Genomic DNA, 20,724 nt, shown 5'->3' with positions numbered 1-20,724 from the left:
AGGGCTTGGTTTATATTTGTGCCATGTTTTCTCCGGGTGACGAGGTTAGGTTTTTAAATGAGGAAGGGCACGGAATGATCATTCGTTTGCTCGATAAAGTGTCGGTGCTTGTTAAAAATGACTTGGGATTTGAAGTTCCTTATCCCCTAAGTCAGTTGGTAAAAGTAAAGTCCGCCAAATCACTTGCTTCACCCTCTCAAGTAGCCCCTGTACCTCTAAGTACGAATAAACCCGAGCCTGTTACGGCTGTTAAGCCTATTTCAATACCTGATTTAAAATCTGTTTCAAACGATAGTTTTCAATTGAATAAAGTCCATAAATTGTCTCATCTTAAATGTGGTTTTGTTCAGAATAAACAATCAAATTCCATTCAGAATTGGGATTTATTTTTAATTAATTCTGATCCTTGGCCTTATTATTTTTCTATTCGTTCAGAGAAGGCAGGGAATTGGTATACGCTTTTTCATGGCTCCATTGATGCCCTTTCAAATTGCATCGTTTCTACTTTCTTTCCGGAAGATTTAGGTGACTTGAAAACGATTTCCTTGCAGGCAATTGCCTATCATTTGCCTATTAAAAAATCAGTGGAGGTGGTAGATGATTTGTTGAAAGTAAAGTCACCTAAGTTATTCAATTCCAATTTGTTTCTAGACTATTCTAATTTTTCAAAACCCTTATTGGTTTTGGCTGCCGAGAAGAAAATAGTTTCACATCCGATTACCATGGAGAAGCCCAAAATCAAGGTTCCTGCCCCTCGTTTGGTTCCGGTTGTGAAGGTAGAATTGGAGGTAGATTTGCACATTGAAAAGCTGGAAACCTATTTTGTGGGACTAAGCAACCACGAAAAGTTGATGATTCAGCTCAAGGAAGTGAGGCGTGTGATGGATCGGGCAATGGCAGAGCACACCCAAAAGGTGACTTTTATTCATGGGGTTGGTGCCGGCGTATTAAAAGAGGAGACATTGAAAATTTTACGTACTTATCCGGCGGTAACAATTACCAATGGAGATTATAATCGGTATGGAATGGGTGCAACTACGGTTTTTTTTAACGAATAAATTCAGTTTAAATATTCTTTTATTATAAGTTGGGGGGCCCCCTTCCGCCAACCAAATAGTTGCAAAATTCATACTTTGTGCAAGGCGTTCGGGTCACGCTTTCGGCTGTAGTTTAAGACAACTCCGCTAATCGCTGCGTTGCCTTAAAGCTACTTGCCTCTATCGTTGCCCCGGGTGCAAGCCCTTAGTATAGTTTTTTGAACTTTAATTGTCAATAATATCGATGTAAATTTGATTTTTGACTATTGTATTAATTTAAGCTTATGATGGTTGTTCCTTTTGGATCATGTATGGTGGTTCGAACTTGCACCTTCTTTCGGGTAGGGATAGAGGCAAGTAGCCCACAGGAAACCGCAGTACCGAATCCTTTCGGTACTGCGGTTGACGAGGACTACAGCCGATAGCCCGACCATGAGCCTTGTAGTTCAGTTGGAGTTTTTATACCGGCTGGTAGGCGAATGGGACCCGCCAACTAGTTTTTAAAAATACCTTTACGAATAGGATAATGAAGTTTAGAAAATAGGCTTTTCTTGAAGAAATACTAGAAAGGATAACCAATACCGATTTGATATTCAGGCACTTTTAAGATATTAAATTTAGCAGGTGAATTTTCGTCTTTTTGGTAAGTCAAGTCAGAGAACCAACGTTGACCTTCGGGTTTTACCGGATTATGAAGTTTTAAGGCAACATCTAAACGGATGATGAAGAAGTTAAAATCAAGTCTCAAGCCTAAGCCGGCACCCACTGCAATTTCCTTGTAAAAGCGGCTAAAGGCAAAGGTTCCTTTCGGACTTTTAATGGCATTCCACGGGGTAAACCACACGTTTCCGGCATCGGCAAAAAGGGCAGCTTTAAAGAATTTGTAAACTCCAAAACGGTATTCTGCATTGAATTCCAGTTTGGTATCTCCAAACTGATCGAGCAGGGAGGCTTCGGATGAACCCGGACCCAAACGCCTAAATTTCCAGGCCCTGATACCATTGGCTCCACCACCGAAAAAGTTACTCTCATACGGAAGAGTTTTTAAATTGGTAAGAGGAATTCCTAAACCACCGTTAAATCGAACAACAAATTGGCTCCAGGTATTGATGATAAAATAATGCCGGTAATCGATTTCGGTTTTGATATACTGTGAAAATGGAATTCCTCCAATGAGGTAATTTCCGGACGTATCGGTTTTGGCTTTGGCTAATTTGGCAATTCCGTAAACCGTGCTACCGGCGGATTCAAGGTAAAAACGGAAGTAAGAAAAGCTTCTTAGTTTGGAGACAATTTGGTTGCTGTATTGGTAGGTAAAATTAGTGGATGTGGTAAAGTGAGGTTGATAGGAAAAGCGCACTGCCAGGTCGTTAATGGCATTGAGGCGGTCGGTAAATGCCTGACTTTGGTCGTACACATTTACCCGGTTAATTTCATAGATGTTTAGAAAAAACTTATGGAAATTACCTTTTTTGAAGCTAATTCCGTAGGAGAATCGCAGGTTGTTTCGGGTAAAATCCGGACGTTGTTGCAAATTGTATTGGGTTTTTAACTGGGTTTTGGGAGCACTAACTCTTTGAGACAATTTGGAGAGACCAAAGGGCAAAATGAATTTAGGGAAATAGAGGTTGATCTCTCCCCCGCCTTCCAGGGTGTTGAAGGGGAGGTTCCAGATTCTTCGGTCCACGCTACTGGATACGATTTGGTTTTCCAATCCGCCGAGGAGCTTTACTTCAAGCATTTCGGCACCTGTAAAAATATTTCGGTTTTGGTAGCCTACGTTAAAGGAAATACCGAGGTTGCTGGAGGTATTGGTACCCTGGAAATCGAAGCTAAAAGCCTGCTTTGGCGAAGGTGTTAATGCAATATAGGTTTGGAGAATGTTTTCATTTTTTCGGCTGGTATCGGGAGCAAAAGAAATATTGGTAAACCGAAAGTTTTTGAGGTCTCCAAGTCGTCTGTAAGTTTGTTCAATTTGATTTATTTGGTAACCACGTCCGGAATGCAGAAAGATATTATCGAGCAGGGTTTCCGGATTGAATTTAAGTTTCTTTTGGTAGGTGAAAATATATCCATTATAAACGATGGTATCGAGTTTCCCAAATTCTAATGCTTTGGGGTTAAATTGGGTATGAATGAAAATTTTACCCAGTTTGTAAATCTGATGGTGTCCCGGGACTAGAGAATCCGGTTTAATGGAATCGGGAACGAGGGGGGTATTGATGATGCATTTCAAATCAACCTGACGATTGCCAACCGAGGTGTCTGCATCGAAACGGATATAATCTTTTTCAAAGTAAAAATACCCTTTCATTTTCATTTCACGGGTAAGTTTGGCTCTTTCTTCGTCCAGGATATCCGAATCAAAAACATGTCCGGGAAATACTAATTTATTGATACGTTCTGCGCTGTGAGCAATTAAAATAAGGATGGAATCATCGGCCGCATACGTGTAATTACGAATGGTGTATGGAATGCCCGGTTCGATGTAATAATGCACTTTAGCTTTTTTCTTTTTTACAGTAACCGAATCGCTGACTTTTCCATGAAAATATCCTTTATTTTTCAAATAGGCCAAAAGTTGAGACTTGGTTCGTTGCGTTTGGAAGGAATCCAGCACAACCGGGGCTTCACCTATTTTCCGAAGCCAACGTTTGAATTTTGTTGAATCGTTTTTACCACTTCCCCAATTGTGAAGCATCAAATGGAATCGCCAGTAACCGAATATTTTACGGTTGGGCTTTTGTTTGATAAGTGAGTTAAGATCTTCTTTTGATACTTTGGGGTTATTAAGTACTATTTCATTTTTAACTAACAGGTATTCATTGGAATTCAACCTTCGGGTCGAGCTACACGAATAAAGTATCATGGTCAATACAATTCCTAATAATCCATATTTTAGTTGATAGTTCAAAGGGTAATTCTAAAAGGCAAAGAAAAGATGAATGAGAATTGAATACATTTATTTAAGTAGGATTGTTGGCTGTTTGCTTCTTTTTTAAGAAGATTTTAAACAATTCGCCGAGAGTATCAAATTCTCTTCTTACCGAGATTCCGATTCCTTGGGTATAAGGAGCAGCGTTGGAATTGACCAAATTAACATCGTTGGTTTTGTTGAATGCTTTTGCACGAAAGCGTCCATCGGAAGTGATTTTGTATTCCACGTTAATATCGCCGAGTATATTGGTTTGGCTGGAGCTTGCACCGCTGTTATTTTGTTTATAACCCAAGGCCCCATCAATACTGATTCGGTTATTAAAGATTTGGGTTGAAAAAAGCACTTCCAATTCCTGACTGGTAAGTGGGTCACCGGGGCGGTATTTCACCCCAACGTCAAAATCCTTGCTTATTTGGGAAAGCATGTTACTGAGCTGACTACTCAACAATTCGCTGGTGCTGTTGGCAAGGGAACTGGCATTGCTGGTACCTTGGTTTCCTGCCCCAATTACGGAGTTGCTGCCTGAAACATTGGCGCTGGTAGAGGAGGGGAAGAAGCGATTTAAAACGAGTAAACCAAAAACCTGTTTGTTTTTATCTTCTGCAGGAATGGCATTTTCTACATTTCGACGAATATCGGCAGTTGCATTGGGCAGGTCAATATCAAAGTTGATGGTAGGATTCATTAATCGACCTGTCATTAACATTTTACAATCGATTTTGTAGGAACTTGTTTGGTATTGGGGATCGAGTAAAAGGTCGTAAACGGATGCTTTGGTTGGATAATTGGCAACCAGGTTTAAATCAGCATCAAAGGGATTACCGGACCATTTAATTGTACCTGCTTTTTCAATAACAAATTGTTTGTTAATTAGGTTTTGCAACGTAAACAGATAACCACCGCTTTCGATAGTGAATTCACCAAACATTTCAAAGTTTCCTTTGGTATTGATTCCTAACTCAATATTGCCGGTACCCCTTCCTGTTATGATATCTCCAACTTTTTCATCGAAGATTATTTTTACTTCTGCATCGGTTGTAACATCTAAATTGAGGTTTACTGAAATTCCGGTTGCATCTATCTTGGTAGCTTTTTTTTGATTAATATTTTTTTCTTTTTTAGAAACAAACCTAACAAAATCAATGGTTCCTACTTCGCTAGTTCCTCCAAGCGGGATATTAAACTGTGTGCCTTTTTCTGTTTTTAATCCTGCCTCAAAGAGTATGTTTTTTGGGTCACCTCTCATTTTTAAGAGTCCGGTTACGTAGGCCTTTCCAAAGTACATATTGTTTTGAAGCCCATTGGTATTTAGGGCTATCAATTTTTTCGCTTTTAAATTTAGTTCGAATTCAATTTTGCTAAAATGGTGATGGTAAACTTTTCCATTGACTATTCCTTCGTTTTTTTCACCATCGAGGAGTTTGAGTTCATTGATTTCGATAGCTTCAGGAGTAAGTTTAACGGAATGGTCGAAGGTGTAAGTGGTATTTAAATAGTCAATGGTAGCAACAGCATGATTAAATTTTACGGTTCCTTGAGTTTGGATTTTTTCGAAGGTTCCACCGAAGTGAATCATACCGGTAGCAGTTCCGCCCAAATTAGAAACTATGCCTTTGGTAAAAGGTTGTGCTACTTTAAGAGGTAATTTTTCCAAAAGCACATCAAAGTTGAGTGCATTTTCTTCACGTTCTGGATAGTAATAACCATTTACTGAAAGGGTTTTATAGTCGTCTCGGGTAAAACCGGCGTCGATTCGAACAGCCTTATTCACTAAATCATATATGCTTTTGATATCTCCGTCACCTACTAATTCCTTGTTTAAATTTAGTTTATTGACCTTGATGTTTGATGTCACGATAAGATCGTCATAAACATCGGCAATGTCAGCTCTTCCATTGATTTTCCCAAGCAAAGCAATTCCTGCATTTTTTGTAAGGGCATTTAGATTTGATAATTCAAAATCCTTGATGGTCAAGGTTAGCATGTCGTTTTTGTTGTGCGAAATGGTGCCATTTACCACTAATTCCTGGTCTCTGCTTTTAAATTGTAGACGATTGAAATGAATGGTGTTGGTATCAATTTCTATTTTGGAAAATGGAGAAATATTCCACAAAGAGTCGACGAGGTAAATTTCAGAACTATGCAAATCCAATTTGATTTTTCTTCCATCGTTAAAAGCGCAAATTCCGCGAATACTACCTTGGTTTTTAACCGAATCGGTATTTTTCCATGAAAGGTCAAAATCAAGACTATCCTTATGGGTTAATGTTTTTAATGAAATATTATCAACCCAAACTGAATCTCCAAAAACAAAACGATCGCTTTCAACATTCAAGTCTAACGAGTTTCCAGAGTTTTTTCCATCCACCCGGATGTTTTGGAAGTAATTTTTATTAATTTTTAAGGAAGGGATATTTCCATTGATAAGGAATGTGCCCGATTGAGAATTGTATTTTGCACTAATGGAAGCCTCTTTCACCAAGTGTAAATTGGGAGCAAACATTATTTCCAATAATCGGGTATCCTTAAGTTGAAGGTCTGCATTGAGGTTTAAAGGGTATTTAAGTAATTCGAAAGTAGAGCTGTATCTTGGTAAGTATTTGAATAGAAGTCCATTTACTGCTTCCGGAATGTCGGCAAATTTGAAATCACCCTGGAGGTTTGCATCTGCTACATCAGATTGAAGGGTTATGGTTTTAAGTTGGTTGAATTTCTCAATTTTAAGTTTTATGTTTTTAACAAAAGTTGAATCCTTTTGTTGGGAATACCTTAATTTAGCTATGGTTGCAGAACCAATGGCATTATCAATGTTATTACCGGTAAAATTAACATCAATAATTCCTGAAACACAGATGTTGGAATCAATTTTAAACAGGTTTATTTTATCCAAATTAGCTTTTTCGAGGTCTGCGTGGAAGTCGAATGCCGGTAAGGAATCGGTAAAGTTCATTTTTCCATTGAACACCATTTTTAAGTTATTGTCGTGGCTTATTACCCGACCCTGGAATGTCTTTTTAATAAAAGTTCCATCCAAATCTAGGTCCTGGTAGGTGTATTTGTTGAAGTTTAATTCACCCACATTTCCTTGAATTTTTGCATCCAAGGATTGGGAGGTAAGTCCTTTCCCATTGGCTGTGACATTAGCGGTAACGGCACCAAGCAAATTTTCATTTTCAGTTAGAACACCAAGTTGGAAGCCTTCGGTGAAAACCTTTCCGGAATAAGTACAAAGATCAGGATTAGCAACATTTTTCATGGAAATATCAGTTTCTACGCGCCCTATGGCGGTTTGAAAGTTTCCATAGGCAACAAAGTCATAGTAGAACCCTGTAAAGTTTCCATTGAATTGAAGGAGTCCCAGTTTATTAAAAATTTCAGGAACCGGAATAAATTTGTTTTCAGAATAAGGAGGGATTGGAATGGAAGTTACATCAGAATAATTGCTAGTAAGTGTGGAGAAATCAAGTGTAAAGAATGTTTGGTCGATATCGGGCAAGCCGGAAATGTCGAAATTACCTGCGATATGGGTATTTGATCCAAACCTAACATCCAGTTTTTTAGCTTTCAGGTTGGAAACCGGACCTTTAATTTTCCCGGTAATATCTAATGGAATATCTAATCTAAACAGAGGTCTTGCAAAAAAACCTATATCAATAAAATTGACATGGCTAGGACGGATTTGAGCATTCATTTTAACGCTGTCTTCGAAATCCTCCCAATCGTTCCATTCTCGGTAGTTAAATTCCAGATCCAAATCTAAATCGGAGAAAGGAGTTTTAATTTCCAGGTTTTTAACATGAACAAAGCGGGGAGAAACGGAAGCTTCGCCAGCAAAGTGTTGAAGGTTAAATCCACATTTATCCATTGCTTGTAGTTGATTAATGTGGGCATTGATGGTATCTCCTTCAATTTTAACATGGTCAAAATCCAATTGTATATTTTTAATATCCAGGAAGGTAAATTCCATTCCCGGTGAGTATCGTTCTTTGCGGAAGTCGTTAAACTTAAATGCCCCGTTTTTTATGGATAATCCGTCAAAGTTAAAAACCCACCGAGGCGTGCGGGTGGTGTCGGTGGTAGTATCCTTGGAGGCCAAGGCATCAATAATAAATTGCAGGTTAAGGTCTTCTTCGTTTTTGTAGTGTCTAAGATAAAACTTCAGGTCTTCGATTTTAACTTTTTGACCGGATATAAAATGGTTAGTTAGGTCGATAGAATACAATCCTGCTTTAAGTTTTGCAATGTATGCCAGGGTATCCCGGTGTTGGTCTTCCACATACAATCCTTCCAGAACAACCTTATTTATTAATTCAATATCGACCCCTTTAATTTCAACCTTAGCATGGATAATTTTAGAAAATTCTTTGGCTAGGAATTGGGTTAATTTTGTTTGAACTAAAGGACTACGGAAGGCTGTATAGGCAGAGAATAGTAAAATAAAAAGGAATCCCAAAAATAAGAAAAGCCCCCTCAGTAGGGTTTTATACCACGGGCTTTTAGGCTTTGGTATTGGGATTTCTTGATTTTCTAGCTTTGGTTCTTCCATCTTGGCATTTACCCGGACAATATGATGCAACAATCATACCTTAGATAAAAATGAGGTACAATTTTACGACAAACTAGGCCAAGAGTTTACCTTGGGTGGTAAATCTTTTCTGCCTCAGCCATAATTTTTACTTTATCCATACTCATGGTTTTGGTTTTATGGTTGGCATATAATTCCATTTGGTCAGTATAGTGTGGGGAATCTGGTCTATTGCTGGCTCCGTAAGGTATTAATGATTCAATTTCCGGAAAAGTTAAGTTTTTGGAGAATTTAGTAATTTGAACATAGCTATCACCAACCCAAGGTTTGTACCAACCGTCGTTTTGTTCTTCGGTATAGTTAGGAGATAAATTGTCTGCTACTCCATCCAATGGAACCTTGTATTGGCCTCGCCTAAGTTGTTGAATTTCACCTAAAGGAACTTCCAGGCTATTGAAATGCTTTAATAGGTAATCCTTGGCATATCTTACGCCTTCCACATATAAATCTTCGGGCAAATGAAAACCTAACCGAAAAGAATTATCCCAAAGGTTTGCTTTTTTAAATATGTAATTTAAGGAAATTAAAAAAAGGCTGGCTTCTTTGTTTGTTCTGTCAGCTATTTTGTTCCATTTTTTCATTCGATCCAATAAGGATGCAATGTCGGGGTATTTATCCGGATTGATTTTTTGAATGATATGTAGGGAATCCAAGAATCTGCTGCTACCGGGGAAGGTGTAATCGAATTTTAAAGTCATTACATCCTGAACATCAACTCGGTCGAATTTTTTGATTAGTTCCATGAATCGTTCAGCCCTATTGTTGTCGCCCGGATCAAAATTCCAATATCCTTCATCATCCCATTTTTTGCTATTTAGGTTGCACTCCTTGCCCGATGCGTTAAACGGGGTATTGTTGGTATTCCAAACATAGCCGCAAGAAGGATTAATGTAAAGAGGTTTTTCATAGAAATCGTGGTATGAATTCCATAAGGTTTTGGAGGTGTTTCCGGGAACTATTCCGCTCCAATCATATCCTTTAGGGCGTTTTGGAACCATTCCGTTACAGATGTACATGATGGTATCGTATCGGTCGGCATAAACGATATTAAATCGTGGGCCGGCATTCATTTTAACAGCATTGGAGAATTCGGTAAAGTTTTTAGCCTTATTCATTCTATACCACTGTTCAGAGCAGCGGATTTCCTCATTGGCTCCGAACTTTACAGCAAAGTAATCTTTTTTATTTTTAGATTGGAAGCTGGCACCATAAACACTCCAAAGTTGTTTTTTCCTTACGGTTATGGTGAGCCAGCTATTTAATTTTACCTTTAATTTAATGGTAGATTTTTCTAATTTTTGCCAATGTCCATCAAACTTATAGTATCCTTTTTTTCTTGGATGCATTTCCAATTTAAAAACGTCTACCAAGTCAAGTTGATTCCAGGTATGTGCCCAACCAAGGTTCTGGTTGGAACCTAAAAATACCAAACCTCCTCCAGGGAACATAGCTCCAAGCACATTCAAACCTTCTTCGCTGCATAAGTGAGCTTCATACCATGAAAAAGGTCCGGAAATTGGTTGATGGGGGTTAACGACCAGAATACTACTTCCATCCTTAGTTTTATTGGAATTAAAAGCCATGGCATTGCTACCCATGGCAACAGGTTTTTTTTCGTAATTTCCATCAATGATTTGGCTAACGTCATCATGGGCCCCGGAAATAATGGATAGTGCAAAAACATATGATTTTATGGCATCTTTTGGTTCCAACGGGAAAACCCCTTTTGCCTTTACTTCATTGGGATGTAATTCAGCGTATCTATTGACCCCTTGAACATAACCTTCCAGGTAAGTTTTGAATTCTGGAGAAATTTTCTTTTCAAAATCTTTATCTACTATATCGTCCATTCCAAGCGAGTAGTAAATGAAGTCTCTTTTTGCGCCTTCTACCCCTAACAATTTACCACTTAATCCTCGGCCTGCGAAGATTAATTCCTGCATAGTTTCGAAGTCATCTTCACAATTTGCCCATCCAAGGCCGTATCCTACTTCGGCATCTGTTTTGCCGAAAATGTGAGGAACGCCCCATTTATCTCTGGCTATGGTGACATTTTCGGGATTGATTACAGTTGCAAATTTGTAGTTCCTTTTTTGAGGTAAAGCATTGTGAAACAGTAAGGTAAGTGCAATAACGCTAAGGAGTTGTTTAATCATTATTTCAAGAAAAATTATCTTTTGGCGAATGTAATAGGCAAGCTAGAAGGTAGAAACACTTTAAGAAAATTTGTATTTAAAAAATATATAATGTTTATTTTAAATTTGTTTAGATTTGCCAGTCTTTTCAAACCCATTTTCTAAACATTTAATGAAGCGTTATTTACTATCAGTTTTCGGTCTGGTTATTGGTTACACTGCCAATTCTCAGCAAAACATGGGAGTTGGTACAGCCAATCCCGACCCTTCCTCTTTACTTGAGTTAAATTCAACCAATCAAGGTTTGTTAATTTCCAGGATGACGGAAGCACAAAAGAATGCGATTGTTTCACCTGCCACAGGTTTATTAATTTATCAAACCAATAACCAAGCTGGATTTTGGTATTTTGATGGCACGGTTTGGGTTTTTTCAATGGGCCCTGCCGGACCAACCGGACCAACCGGAAGTAATGGCTTGGCGGGAGCAACAGGTGCAACAGGACCTGCTGGTTCAGTTGGTGCTGCAGGTGCAACCGGCGCAACCGGAGCTGTTGGCGCAACCGGGGCAACCGGTGTGGCCGGAGCAACTGGAGCTGCAGGCGCAACAGGCGCTGTTGGAGCAACTGGAGTGGCTGGAGCAACCGGGGCTACCGGCCTGGCTGGAGCAACTGGAGCAACTGGAGCTACAGGAACCGCAGGAGCAACTGGAGCAACTGGAGCAGCTGGTGCTACCGGGGTAACTGGACCATCAGGTGTTGATGGCGTAACCGGGCCAACCGGATTGACCGGGGCAACCGGAGCCGCTGGTGCAACGGGAGTTACTGGTCCTTCCGGAGCAGATGGTGTTACCGGACCTACAGGCTTAACCGGAGCAACCGGAGCCGCTGGTGCAACTGGAGCTGCCGGAGCAACAGGAGCAACAGGACCTTCCGGAGCAGATGGGGTAACAGGGGCAACCGGATTAGCAGGTGCCACCGGATCTACCGGGGTTACAGGTCCATCAGGTGTTGATGGTGTAACCGGCCCAACAGGTCCAACTGGTCCAGATGTTCAGACCTTATCATTTAATTCAGGCACAAACACACTTTCCATAAGCAATGGTAATTCCGTTATTTTAAACGGTTCCGGATCTGGAGCTACAGGCCCAACCGGCCCAACCGGAGCAAATGGAAGTAATGGTGCTACAGGTGCCACAGGTGTTACAGGTGCCACAGGTGCCACAGGTGCCACAGGTGCAACCGGAAGTTCATCCACTACCGGTCAAGGGATTTCGACTGCTACTCGCACAACAGAAGTGCAATTGGTTAGTAATAATACCGGAACCTATAGCAATGCTGCATCTGTAAACTCAGGCTATACGCCTGGAACTTTTCAAGCAACCGGACTTACAGTAACTAGGACAATTACATCCGGTTCCAATGTTTTAGTAACTTTTACCGGCAAATGGAGAACAGATTTTTTGAATTTTTACGAGTCTGAGATTATAGCATTTCGAATTACCAGAAATGGAACTGAAATTGGAAGAACTGCTGCCTGGACTTCTGAAGGAGGAGTTGCATATAACATTATTACCGGAAATGTTGATATGTCAATAAATGATAGTGGTGCACCAGCAGGAAGTAATACCTATGCTGTAGAGTTTTGGATGTCAAACGGATATTCCGGCAGCAATGAATCATTTTTCCTCGGACACTCTTACCTTAATGTTATCGAAATTAGACCTTAACCACTATGAAAAAACTACTAACACTTCTATTTGTTTTTGGAGCATCCTACATGCATGCTCAAAACGCTGATACTAAGAAACATGATTTTGAAACCGGCGATGCTATTTGTTCTACCAATGGTAAATTACTTGGAGGAAATTGGTTTCTAGCCAATAAAGAAAATTTGGATAAGTTTATTGGTATATACAACAAACCGGACCCTAATTCGAATCAACTGATGACTGATATTTTTCAGTCAAAAGGTATGGTTTATGTTAATTTGAAAAAGGGAGAAGTAATTAATAAAGGTGAGTACCTTACTTTAGATGAAAGCGGGAAATTGACAAAGTTGCAAGGTCAAGGTGTTTATATTGGCGTTGCCTTGGAGGACAGTCAAAACGGTAAGGTGAAAATTTTACTTAATACCGGTTATAAGAATTAATCTTTTTTCAAATAAAATTCAAAAGAGGCATTCGAAAGGATGCCTTTTTTTGTTCAATAGTAGTGTAAAAGATTTGATTTCAATAAATGTGATTCGACTGGAATAAATTAAGTCTGTAGAAAAATCAATTAGGAGAAAACGACTTTTTATAATTTTTATGCGGGCCCCCTCCGCCCAATTAGCTTTTTATTAAATCCAAAACAACCTGCACGGGCGTTCGGGTCACGCTATCGGCTGTAGTCCTCGCCGCACTTGGCTAGCGCCGCGTGCGACTGTGGGCTACTTGCCTCTATCGTTGCCCGATGCGCAACCTCCTAGTTAATTGCCATGTTATTGGATAAATTCTCTCATTCAATTTTGATAATATAAGTAGCATGTGCTGATGCAAAAGTTGTTTTTCGAAAGCTTGAATATCAGTGCCTTTACCTTAACTATAGTTATCCTTATTAACCATAGTGCCTCCCCGTTGTATCCTGGCATGTGTTGCATTTCTAACTTTTCAGGCATTCATCATATTAATTTTTGATAGAGGGCAAATCATTTTAGCCTAATAGCAACTAGTGTTCTTGAAAGAATTACCCGGTCTAAAATTTACCAATTTAGAATTGGTTTCTAATTTTAGGTAGAAAAGTTTGGTGCCTGCTAATGTGATCTCGACCAAATTCCAATTAGGAAGGCATTTTAAGGTTGCGAAGCATTTGTTTATCTTATCCTGCATAAGTTCTTTTCGATGAAGAGAAGTTGAGAAGATAAGATTAAGACTTAAGGAGTAAAAAATATTTTCCTAATTAATTATAAATAACAATTCCCGGGAATGTATGAATATGGCATGTATATGGAAAAAAAATAAATATGCAGAAATAGGTTGAGGTTTTTTATATTTCATGGGCTTCCAAAGGAATAGGAATAAAATCTGTTTGAAATTTAATGAGCTGAATTTAATAATAATCGTTGTTTCAAATAAATTCCTTTTTTTCAGTATTTTCGAAATAATACCTAAAACAGGGGGAAAGGAAATTGGGAATTAGAGGAAGTGAAACTTTATCTCCTTATTGTATACTTTTAGCCATTGAAAAATGAAAAATACAATTAATAAGCTAATCATTTTGGCGGCAATTAGTTTGCCATTATGTTCTTTTTCCCAGCAAAATATGGGTATTGGAACCAGTACCCCCGATGCATCTTCATTGTTAGAATTAAATTCTTCAACACAAGGGATTTTGATTCCAAGGATGACGGAAGCACAAAAAAATTCTATTGTAGCACCTGCCACAGGCCTATTGATTTATCAGACGAATAATCAAACCGGGTTTTGGTATTTTAATGGAACAATTTGGGTGTTATCTATTGGTCCGGCAGGCCCTACTGGACCAGCAGGAATAAATGGAGTAACAGGTATTACCGGGCCAACCGGAGTTGCCGGAGCTGTAGGAGCAGCCGGTGCGACAGGGCCAACTGGATTGTCAGGGTCAACAGGAGCAACAGGAGCAACAGGAGCAGTTGGAGCTACTGGTCCAGCAGGTTTGGCTGGAGCTACCGGAGCTACTGGTGCTACAGGTTCAACAGGTTTGGTTGGAGCAACAGGTATTACCGGTGCTACAGGAGCTACAGGTCCAAGTGGAGTTGATGGAGCTACAGGTTCGATAGGAGCAACCGGTGTTACTGGATTATCAGGTTCAACTGGGCCAACAGGTCCAAGTGGAGTTGATGGTGTTACAGGCAGTGTTGGACCTACAGGTATTACCGGGCCAACTGGAGCCACCGGGCCGAGTGGGGTTGATGGTGTTACAGGAGGGGTTGGTCCTACAGGATCTGCCGGTCCTACAGGACCAACTGGTGCAACTGGTCCTAGTGGAGTTGATGGTGTCACAGGTGGTGTTGGACCAACTGGAGCAACAGGGGCAACCGGTCCAAGCGGTGTTGATGGAGTTACTGGACCAACGGGCCCTGATTCACAAACTTTAAGCTACAATTCCGGAACAAATACCTTGAGTATTTCAAATGGAAACTCTGTAGTCATTGTCGGTGGTGGTGGAGGGGCAACCGGACCTACCGGTGCTAGCGGAGTAACAGGATCAACAGGATCAACAGGGCCAACAGGACCAACAGGACCAACAGGGATTTTGTCATCTTCTTCTTTCGATTCTAATTCGAATGTTTTAACAGCAGGTTCAGGTTGTGGATTAGGGACTAATTTCACAGCACTTACCTTGCCATTGACAATTAACGATTTGGCAACTCAAAGCACCACATTCAATGTTACCGGACTAACCGGAACTGTTTGCGATGTTATTCTGACTGTTAATATTACACATACCTTCGATAATGATTTGGATATGACTTTGTCGAATCCCGGAGGAGGAGTTACCATTGATTTAAGCTCAGACAATGGAGGCTCCGGGGATAATTATTCCAATACCATTTTTACGGATGCAGGAAGTGGTTCCATTACAGCAGGTACAGCGCCTTTCGCAGGTAGTTTTATACCCGAGCAGCCAATGTCAAGTTTTGCAGGAACAAGTCCGAATGGTGTTTGGACTTTTACAATTACTGACGATTTATCAGGAGATGTGGGAACTTTAAATTCTGCGGTATTAACCATTTCCACAAGCACTGGAACCTACGTATTTGTAGGAGAAGCATCGGTAACAATAGCAGCAGGTGAAACTGCTATAGTTAATTGTAATTATTCAGTAAAAACATCAACCACAAGTGATGTTTTTACTAAATTAACCAGAGATAATGTATCCGGCTCTGGAAGCGCCGGAACATTGATTGGAAATTCAGGTTCAACTCCACCGGCAGCAAATACTTTTATTTCAAATAGCATTAGTGAACGTGAATCCGGATTGTCTGCAGGTACCTATTTTTATAAATTATGGAGAGTGTCTTCTCCTGTTGCCGGAACAGAAAACTCGAGTATAATTGTAATTAAACATTAAGCTTGCATATTAAAAAAAAGCCTTCAAATTGAAGGCTTTTTTTTTGTCAATTCATTTTATTATTACATTGGTCGGCAATAAAATGAAAAGACAATTACTCCCTCTATTAATTGGATCATTAGTTTCTATATCCTTTTTGGCTAATTCTCAGCAGAATATGGGAATTGGAACTAATAATCCGAACCCTTCTGCCATACTTGAACTTCAATCAGGTAACCAAGGTTTTTTGGTTCCAAGAATGACTGAGGCACAAAAAAATGCCATTGTATCACCCGCAACAGGGTTGATGATATACCAGACAAATAATTTGGATGGATTTTGGTATTTTGATGGAACTGTTTGGGTTTATGCAATTGGTCCTACAGGTCCTACAGGTCCAACTGGAACCAATGGAATTGCCGGAGTTACAGGACCTACAGGACCAATTGGGGTAACCGGTGCGAATGGAGTAACCGGTCCAACAGGCAGTGCAGGAGCCACAGGAGCTGTTGGTGCAACTGGGCCAAGTGGTGTTAATGGAGCCACAGGAGCAACAGGAAATAATGGAGCAACCGGAGCAACCGGTGTTGCTGGACCAAGTGGTGTTGCTGGTGCCACAGGAGCCACAGGAGCCACAGGAAATAATGGAGCAACCGGAGCAACCGGTGTCGCAGGACCAAGTGGTGTTGCTGGTGCAACTGGAGCCACAGGAGCCACAGGAAGTAATGGAGCAACCGGAGCAACCGGTGTTGCTGGACCAAGTGGTGTTGCCGGTGCAACAGGAGCCACAGGAGCCACAGGAGCCACAGGAGCCACAGGAAATAATGGAGCAACAGGAGCAACTGGTGTCGCAGGACCAAGTGGTGTTGCCGGTGCAACAGGAGCAACAGGAAATAATGGAGCAACCGGAGCAACTGGTGTTACTGGTCCAAGTGGTGTTGATGGGGTAACCGGTCCAACTGGTCCATCAGGAGCAAGTGGTGCTATTGGAGCAACAGGAGCAACAGGTGTAACTGGTGTTACTGGTCCAAGTGGTGTTGATGGAGTAACCGGTCCAACCGGTCCATCAGGAGCAAGTGGTGTTAATGGAGCAACAGGTGTAACCGGTGTTACTGGTCCAAGTGGTGTTGATGGGGTAACCGGTCCAACCGGTCCATCAGGATCAAGTGGAGCAAATGGAGCAACAGGAGCTACAGGTGTAACAGGTGTTACTGGTCCAAGTGGAGTTGATGGGGTAACCGGTCCAACTGGTCCGTCAGGAGCAAGTGGTACTAATGGGGCAACCGGACCTACAGGGCCTTCCGGTGCAAATGGCAGCACCGGAGCGACCGGAGCAACCGGGGCTAGTGCCTTTAATTCCTATTATGGTGCTTATGCAACTCGAACATCGGTTTCGTCCACCTATCCAACTTTTACTCAAATAACCAATTTAACTCAAAGCATCACTATAACAACAGTTCCTGCAAGGATAAATATTTTTACAACGGGTAATTTGGAAACCTTTTCTTCTACTTACGGAGGTTCAGGTTGTGTAATTCAAGTCTTTAATAACGGAGTTGGTATACCTCAAATGTATCAGGTAGTAGATGTAAATGATGCAAGTGGCTGGTCTGGTACAATTGGTTTATGGTCAATGACCGGATACGTTGATATTTCCACAGCGGGAACCTACACTATATCAGTTAGGGCTTGTAAATATGCCTTCGATAGTTTTTATGCAGGTGGGAATACCACTGCTCCTTCCGGTTTGCAGAATCATGGTTGTTTAATTTTGCAAGTTCAATAAATCAATTGTAACATTTGAAAATAACAATTGTTCACCAGGGGAGGACCAACGATAAAAGTATAGAAGTTCTAGAGAAAGACTATTTAGACCGGCTTTCCCATTATGCAAACGTTCAGCATATTTGCTTGCCTGATTCAAAAGGGCAAATGAGTGTTGCTTCATTAAAGCTGATTGAAGAAGAAAATTTATTCAAATTAATTAAGCCTGCTGATATAGTATTGTTGTTTGATGAAAAGGGGAAAACGTATTCCTCGGTTGAATTTTCGCAATTTCTTCAGAAGCAATTTATGGCAGGCAAGAATATTTTTTTTGTAACCGGTGGAGCATTTGGGTTTTCCGAAAATGTTTATAAACGCGCCAATGGTTTGATTTCGTTGTCATCAATGACCTTTACTCATCAAATGGTTAGGGCAATTATTGCAGAGCAACTTTATAGAGCATTTACAATTTTAAGGAATGAAAAGTATCATCATTAGTGGTATTATTCCTATGATTACCTTTGCGACAAATCTATGAATGGAAGTCAATTTAGGGATGCTTTGAATTATACTTTAAAGCTTAGTCCCGGTCGTGTTTGGAACATGGCTAAAGTAGTTTCAAGTTATTATGTATCTAAGTATTTAAGAAAGCCTGTCCAATGGGGCTTACCTATAAGTATCAGCATAGAGCCTACTACCAGTTGCAATTTAAGATGTCCGGAATGTCCAAGTGGTTTGAGGGCATTTTCTCGTCCAACCGGAATGTTGAATCAAGATTTTTTTAAGAGGACTATAGATCAATTGGCCCCTAGTCTCAATTATCTTATTTTTTATTTTCAGGGAGAACCTTACCTGAATACCAAGTTTCTTGATATGGTGAAATATGCATCAGATAAAGGAATATATACTGCCACAAGCACAAACGCACATTATTTAAAAGATGAGGTAGCAAAAAGGACCATTTTAAGTGGCTTAGATCGTTTAATTATTTCTATTGATGGAACTACCCAAGAAACATATCAGAATTATAGAGTAGGAGGGCAATTAGAAAAGGTGATAGAAGGAGCAAAAAATGTTGTTAAATGGAAAAGGGAGTTAAAAAGTTCAACTCCACACATCATTTTTCAGTTTTTGGTGGTAAAGCCGAATGAGCATCAAATTGAGGATGTAAAGAAACTAGGTAAGGAGATAGGTGTTGATGAGGTTAGATTTAAAACAGCCCAGGTTTATGAGTATGAAAATGGTAACGATTTAATTCCAACTATTGATAAGTATAGCAGGTATAAAGAGACAGAACCAGGAAAATGGACCATTAAAAATTCCTTATCTAATCATTGTTGGAAACTATGGCATTCTTGTGTAATTACTTGGGATGGTTTAGTTGTCCCATGTTGTTTTGATAAAGATGCTACACATCAATTAGGTGATTTAAAGCAAGTTGATTTCCAGGAACTTTGGCATAATGAGAATTATACACAGTTCAGAACGTCCTTGTTAAAGTCGAGATCAGAGATTGATATTTGTACCAATTGTACTGAAGGCACTAAAGTTTGGGCTTAGAATTATTCGATATTTAAAATCTGATAATTTTTGCCATTGAATTGGAAACTCTCTCCCATTTTTTTTCCTACCAATAATTTCCCGAAAGGGCTTTGAATGCTTAGTGCAAAAAAGGTAGTTCCTGCAGTTGTAGTTACTTTTCCTAAACTAACACCAAGGAAATAATACCCATTAGAAGTAAGGATGAGTCGACCATTGCAAGCAATTGGTAAAAATTCCTGGTTAGTTAATTTCAGCAGATTGGCATGTTGATCCAAGGTCAAGAATAGCTGTTCGCCCAGTTTTTCTTGTTCCAATTGCATCATAGAGATGGAGGTTTCGTGTTTATCGCCTGCCGAACTTTTACCGTCATTTTCGATACCTTGGCTAAGTTCATTTAATTGATTTTGAATGAACTTAATTTTTTCTTCAAGTGAATGAATACAAATTTGAATTGCCTCTTCTCTAGTTAACATCCTTGCAAAGTACTGAATAAATGGTTTAATTCTGAATAAAAACTAAGTTTGCAAAAAAATGGATCAAATGAAAGACTTGATAGAATCGGCTTGGGTAGATAGAAAACTGCTTGAAAAAGAGGAAGTTAAACTTGCAATTCACCATGCCATTGCGATGCTGGATAAGGGAGAGCTTCGGGTGGCAGAATCAAGTGAAGGCGAATGGAAGGTTAACGAATGGGTAAAAAAGGCTGTATTACTTTATTTTGGAATTCAAAAAATGGAGGTATGGGAAAGTGGACCAATGGAATTTTATGATAAAATGAAGCTTAAGAAGGGGTATAAAGATTTGGGAGTTCGGGTTGTTCCTCATGCGATTGCCCGGTATGGTTCGTATTTAGCTCCGGGAGTTATCTTAATGCCTTCGTATGTAAATATTGGCGCTTACGTAGATGGAGGTACCATGGTTGATACGTGGGCAACTGTTGGATCGTGCGCCCAAATAGGAAAGAATGTTCATTTGAGCGGAGGTGTTGGGATAGGAGGAGTATTGGAGCCTTTACAGGCTTCGCCGGTTATTGTAGAAGATGGATGTTTTATAGGGTCTCGGTGTATTGTAGTAGAAGGCGTAAGAATAGGAAAAGAAGCAGTTCTTGGGGCTAATGTGGTATTGACTGCTTCCACTAAAATTATTGATGTTACCGGAGATTCCCCAAAAACGTACCAATCCTATATTCCTGAGCGGTCTGTAGTAATTCCTGGTGCCTATTCTAAAGAATTTCCAGCGGGAACCTATCAGGTGCCATGTGCCCTGATTATTGGTAAGCGAAAAGAATCAACGGATTTAAAGACTTCGTTAAACGATGCTTTACGAGATTTTGGTGTGTCGGTTTAATAAGGTTCAATTTTAGGAATGGCTTATAAATATTTAAGCCAATTATTATCTATGATTTAGGTAATCATTTTCCTCAATAGCAAGGTTTTTTCTTGCTTTACCAAAAAAGGATAGCAAGGTATTAATAGATACCGTTACAAGTTGGATGAGTGATTCCTTTTGTAGGTTGTGCCTCGGGCAACGATAGAGGCAAGTAACCCACAGGACCACGCGGCGCTAGCCAAGTGGGACGAGGATTACAGCCGATAGCGTGACCCGAACGCCCTTGCAAGTTGCTGGTGGTTTAGCAAAAAGCTAGTTTGGGCGG

The 20,724-nt window shown here is 40.1% G+C and carries 12 protein-coding genes; 8 read left to right on the top strand and 4 right to left on the bottom strand.

Annotation, left to right across the window (positions count from 1 at the left end; translation table 11 throughout):
- Positions 1-23: 23 nt before the first annotated feature.
- Positions 24-1,058, top strand: coding sequence for a DUF2027 domain-containing protein (locus K1X82_04915; GenBank protein ID MBX7181433.1), 1,035 nt, complete (start codon positions 24-26; stop codon positions 1,056-1,058).
- Between the two features lie 541 nt (positions 1,059-1,599).
- Here K1X82_04915 and K1X82_04910 read toward each other — a convergent pair.
- The 3 genes from K1X82_04910 to K1X82_04900 form a co-directional block, all read right to left on the bottom strand.
- A complete protein-coding gene (locus K1X82_04910) occupies positions 1,600-3,951 on the bottom strand; it encodes an outer membrane protein assembly factor (GenBank protein ID MBX7181432.1) in 2,352 nt (783 codons plus the stop codon).
- A gap of 52 nt (positions 3,952-4,003) precedes the next feature.
- The gene (locus K1X82_04905; protein MBX7181431.1) at positions 4,004-8,428 is read right to left on the bottom strand and encodes a translocation/assembly module TamB; all 4,425 of its coding nucleotides are present in this window, start codon (positions 8,426-8,428) and stop codon (positions 4,004-4,006) included.
- A 179-nt stretch (positions 8,429-8,607) separates the two neighbouring features.
- On the bottom strand, positions 8,608-10,716 hold the full coding sequence (locus K1X82_04900) for a penicillin acylase family protein (protein MBX7181430.1): 2,109 nt from the start codon (positions 10,714-10,716) through the stop codon (positions 8,608-8,610).
- Positions 10,717-10,867: 151 nt separating this feature from the next.
- Between K1X82_04900 and K1X82_04895 the strand changes: the two genes are divergently transcribed.
- The 6 genes from K1X82_04895 (at position 10,868) to K1X82_04870 (ending at position 19,088) form a co-directional block, all read left to right on the top strand.
- Entirely contained in the window at positions 10,868-12,421 is a 1,554-nt protein-coding gene (locus K1X82_04895; protein ID MBX7181429.1) for a collagen-like protein, read from the top strand.
- 5 nt (positions 12,422-12,426) lie between these two features.
- Positions 12,427-12,843, top strand: coding sequence for a hypothetical protein (locus tag K1X82_04890; protein ID MBX7181428.1), 417 nt, complete (start codon positions 12,427-12,429; stop codon positions 12,841-12,843).
- Between the two features lie 1,076 nt (positions 12,844-13,919).
- Positions 13,920-15,785, top strand: a complete 1,866-nt coding sequence (locus tag K1X82_04885) for a proprotein convertase P-domain-containing protein (protein ID MBX7181427.1) — start codon at positions 13,920-13,922, stop codon at positions 15,783-15,785.
- Between the two features lie 82 nt (positions 15,786-15,867).
- Positions 15,868-17,550 (top strand): exosporium protein, encoded by a 1,683-nt coding sequence (locus tag K1X82_04880; GenBank protein MBX7181426.1) that lies wholly within the window; start codon positions 15,868-15,870, stop codon positions 17,548-17,550.
- A 14-nt stretch (positions 17,551-17,564) separates the two neighbouring features.
- Positions 17,565-18,026 (top strand): 23S rRNA (pseudouridine(1915)-N(3))-methyltransferase RlmH, encoded by a 462-nt coding sequence (locus K1X82_04875; protein MBX7181425.1) that lies wholly within the window; start codon positions 17,565-17,567, stop codon positions 18,024-18,026.
- A 36-nt stretch (positions 18,027-18,062) separates the two neighbouring features.
- Positions 18,063-19,088 (top strand): SPASM domain-containing protein, encoded by a 1,026-nt coding sequence (locus tag K1X82_04870; protein MBX7181424.1) that lies wholly within the window; start codon positions 18,063-18,065, stop codon positions 19,086-19,088.
- A gap of 2 nt (positions 19,089-19,090) precedes the next feature.
- On the opposite strand, the gene K1X82_04865 is transcribed toward K1X82_04870, so the two are convergent.
- On the bottom strand, positions 19,091-19,543 hold the full coding sequence (locus K1X82_04865) for a hypothetical protein (protein ID MBX7181423.1): 453 nt from the start codon (positions 19,541-19,543) through the stop codon (positions 19,091-19,093).
- A 58-nt stretch (positions 19,544-19,601) separates the two neighbouring features.
- Between K1X82_04865 and K1X82_04860 the strand changes: the two genes are divergently transcribed.
- Positions 19,602-20,417, top strand: a complete 816-nt coding sequence (locus tag K1X82_04860; GenBank protein ID MBX7181422.1) for a 2,3,4,5-tetrahydropyridine-2,6-dicarboxylate N-succinyltransferase — start codon at positions 19,602-19,604, stop codon at positions 20,415-20,417.
- Positions 20,418-20,724 lie beyond the last annotated feature (307 nt).

This window comes from Bacteroidia bacterium (assembly GCA_019695265.1).
Classification (GTDB): Bacteria; Bacteroidota; Bacteroidia; order JAIBAJ01; family JAIBAJ01; genus JAIBAJ01.
This window is presented reverse-complemented; position numbering and strand designations above follow the sequence as displayed.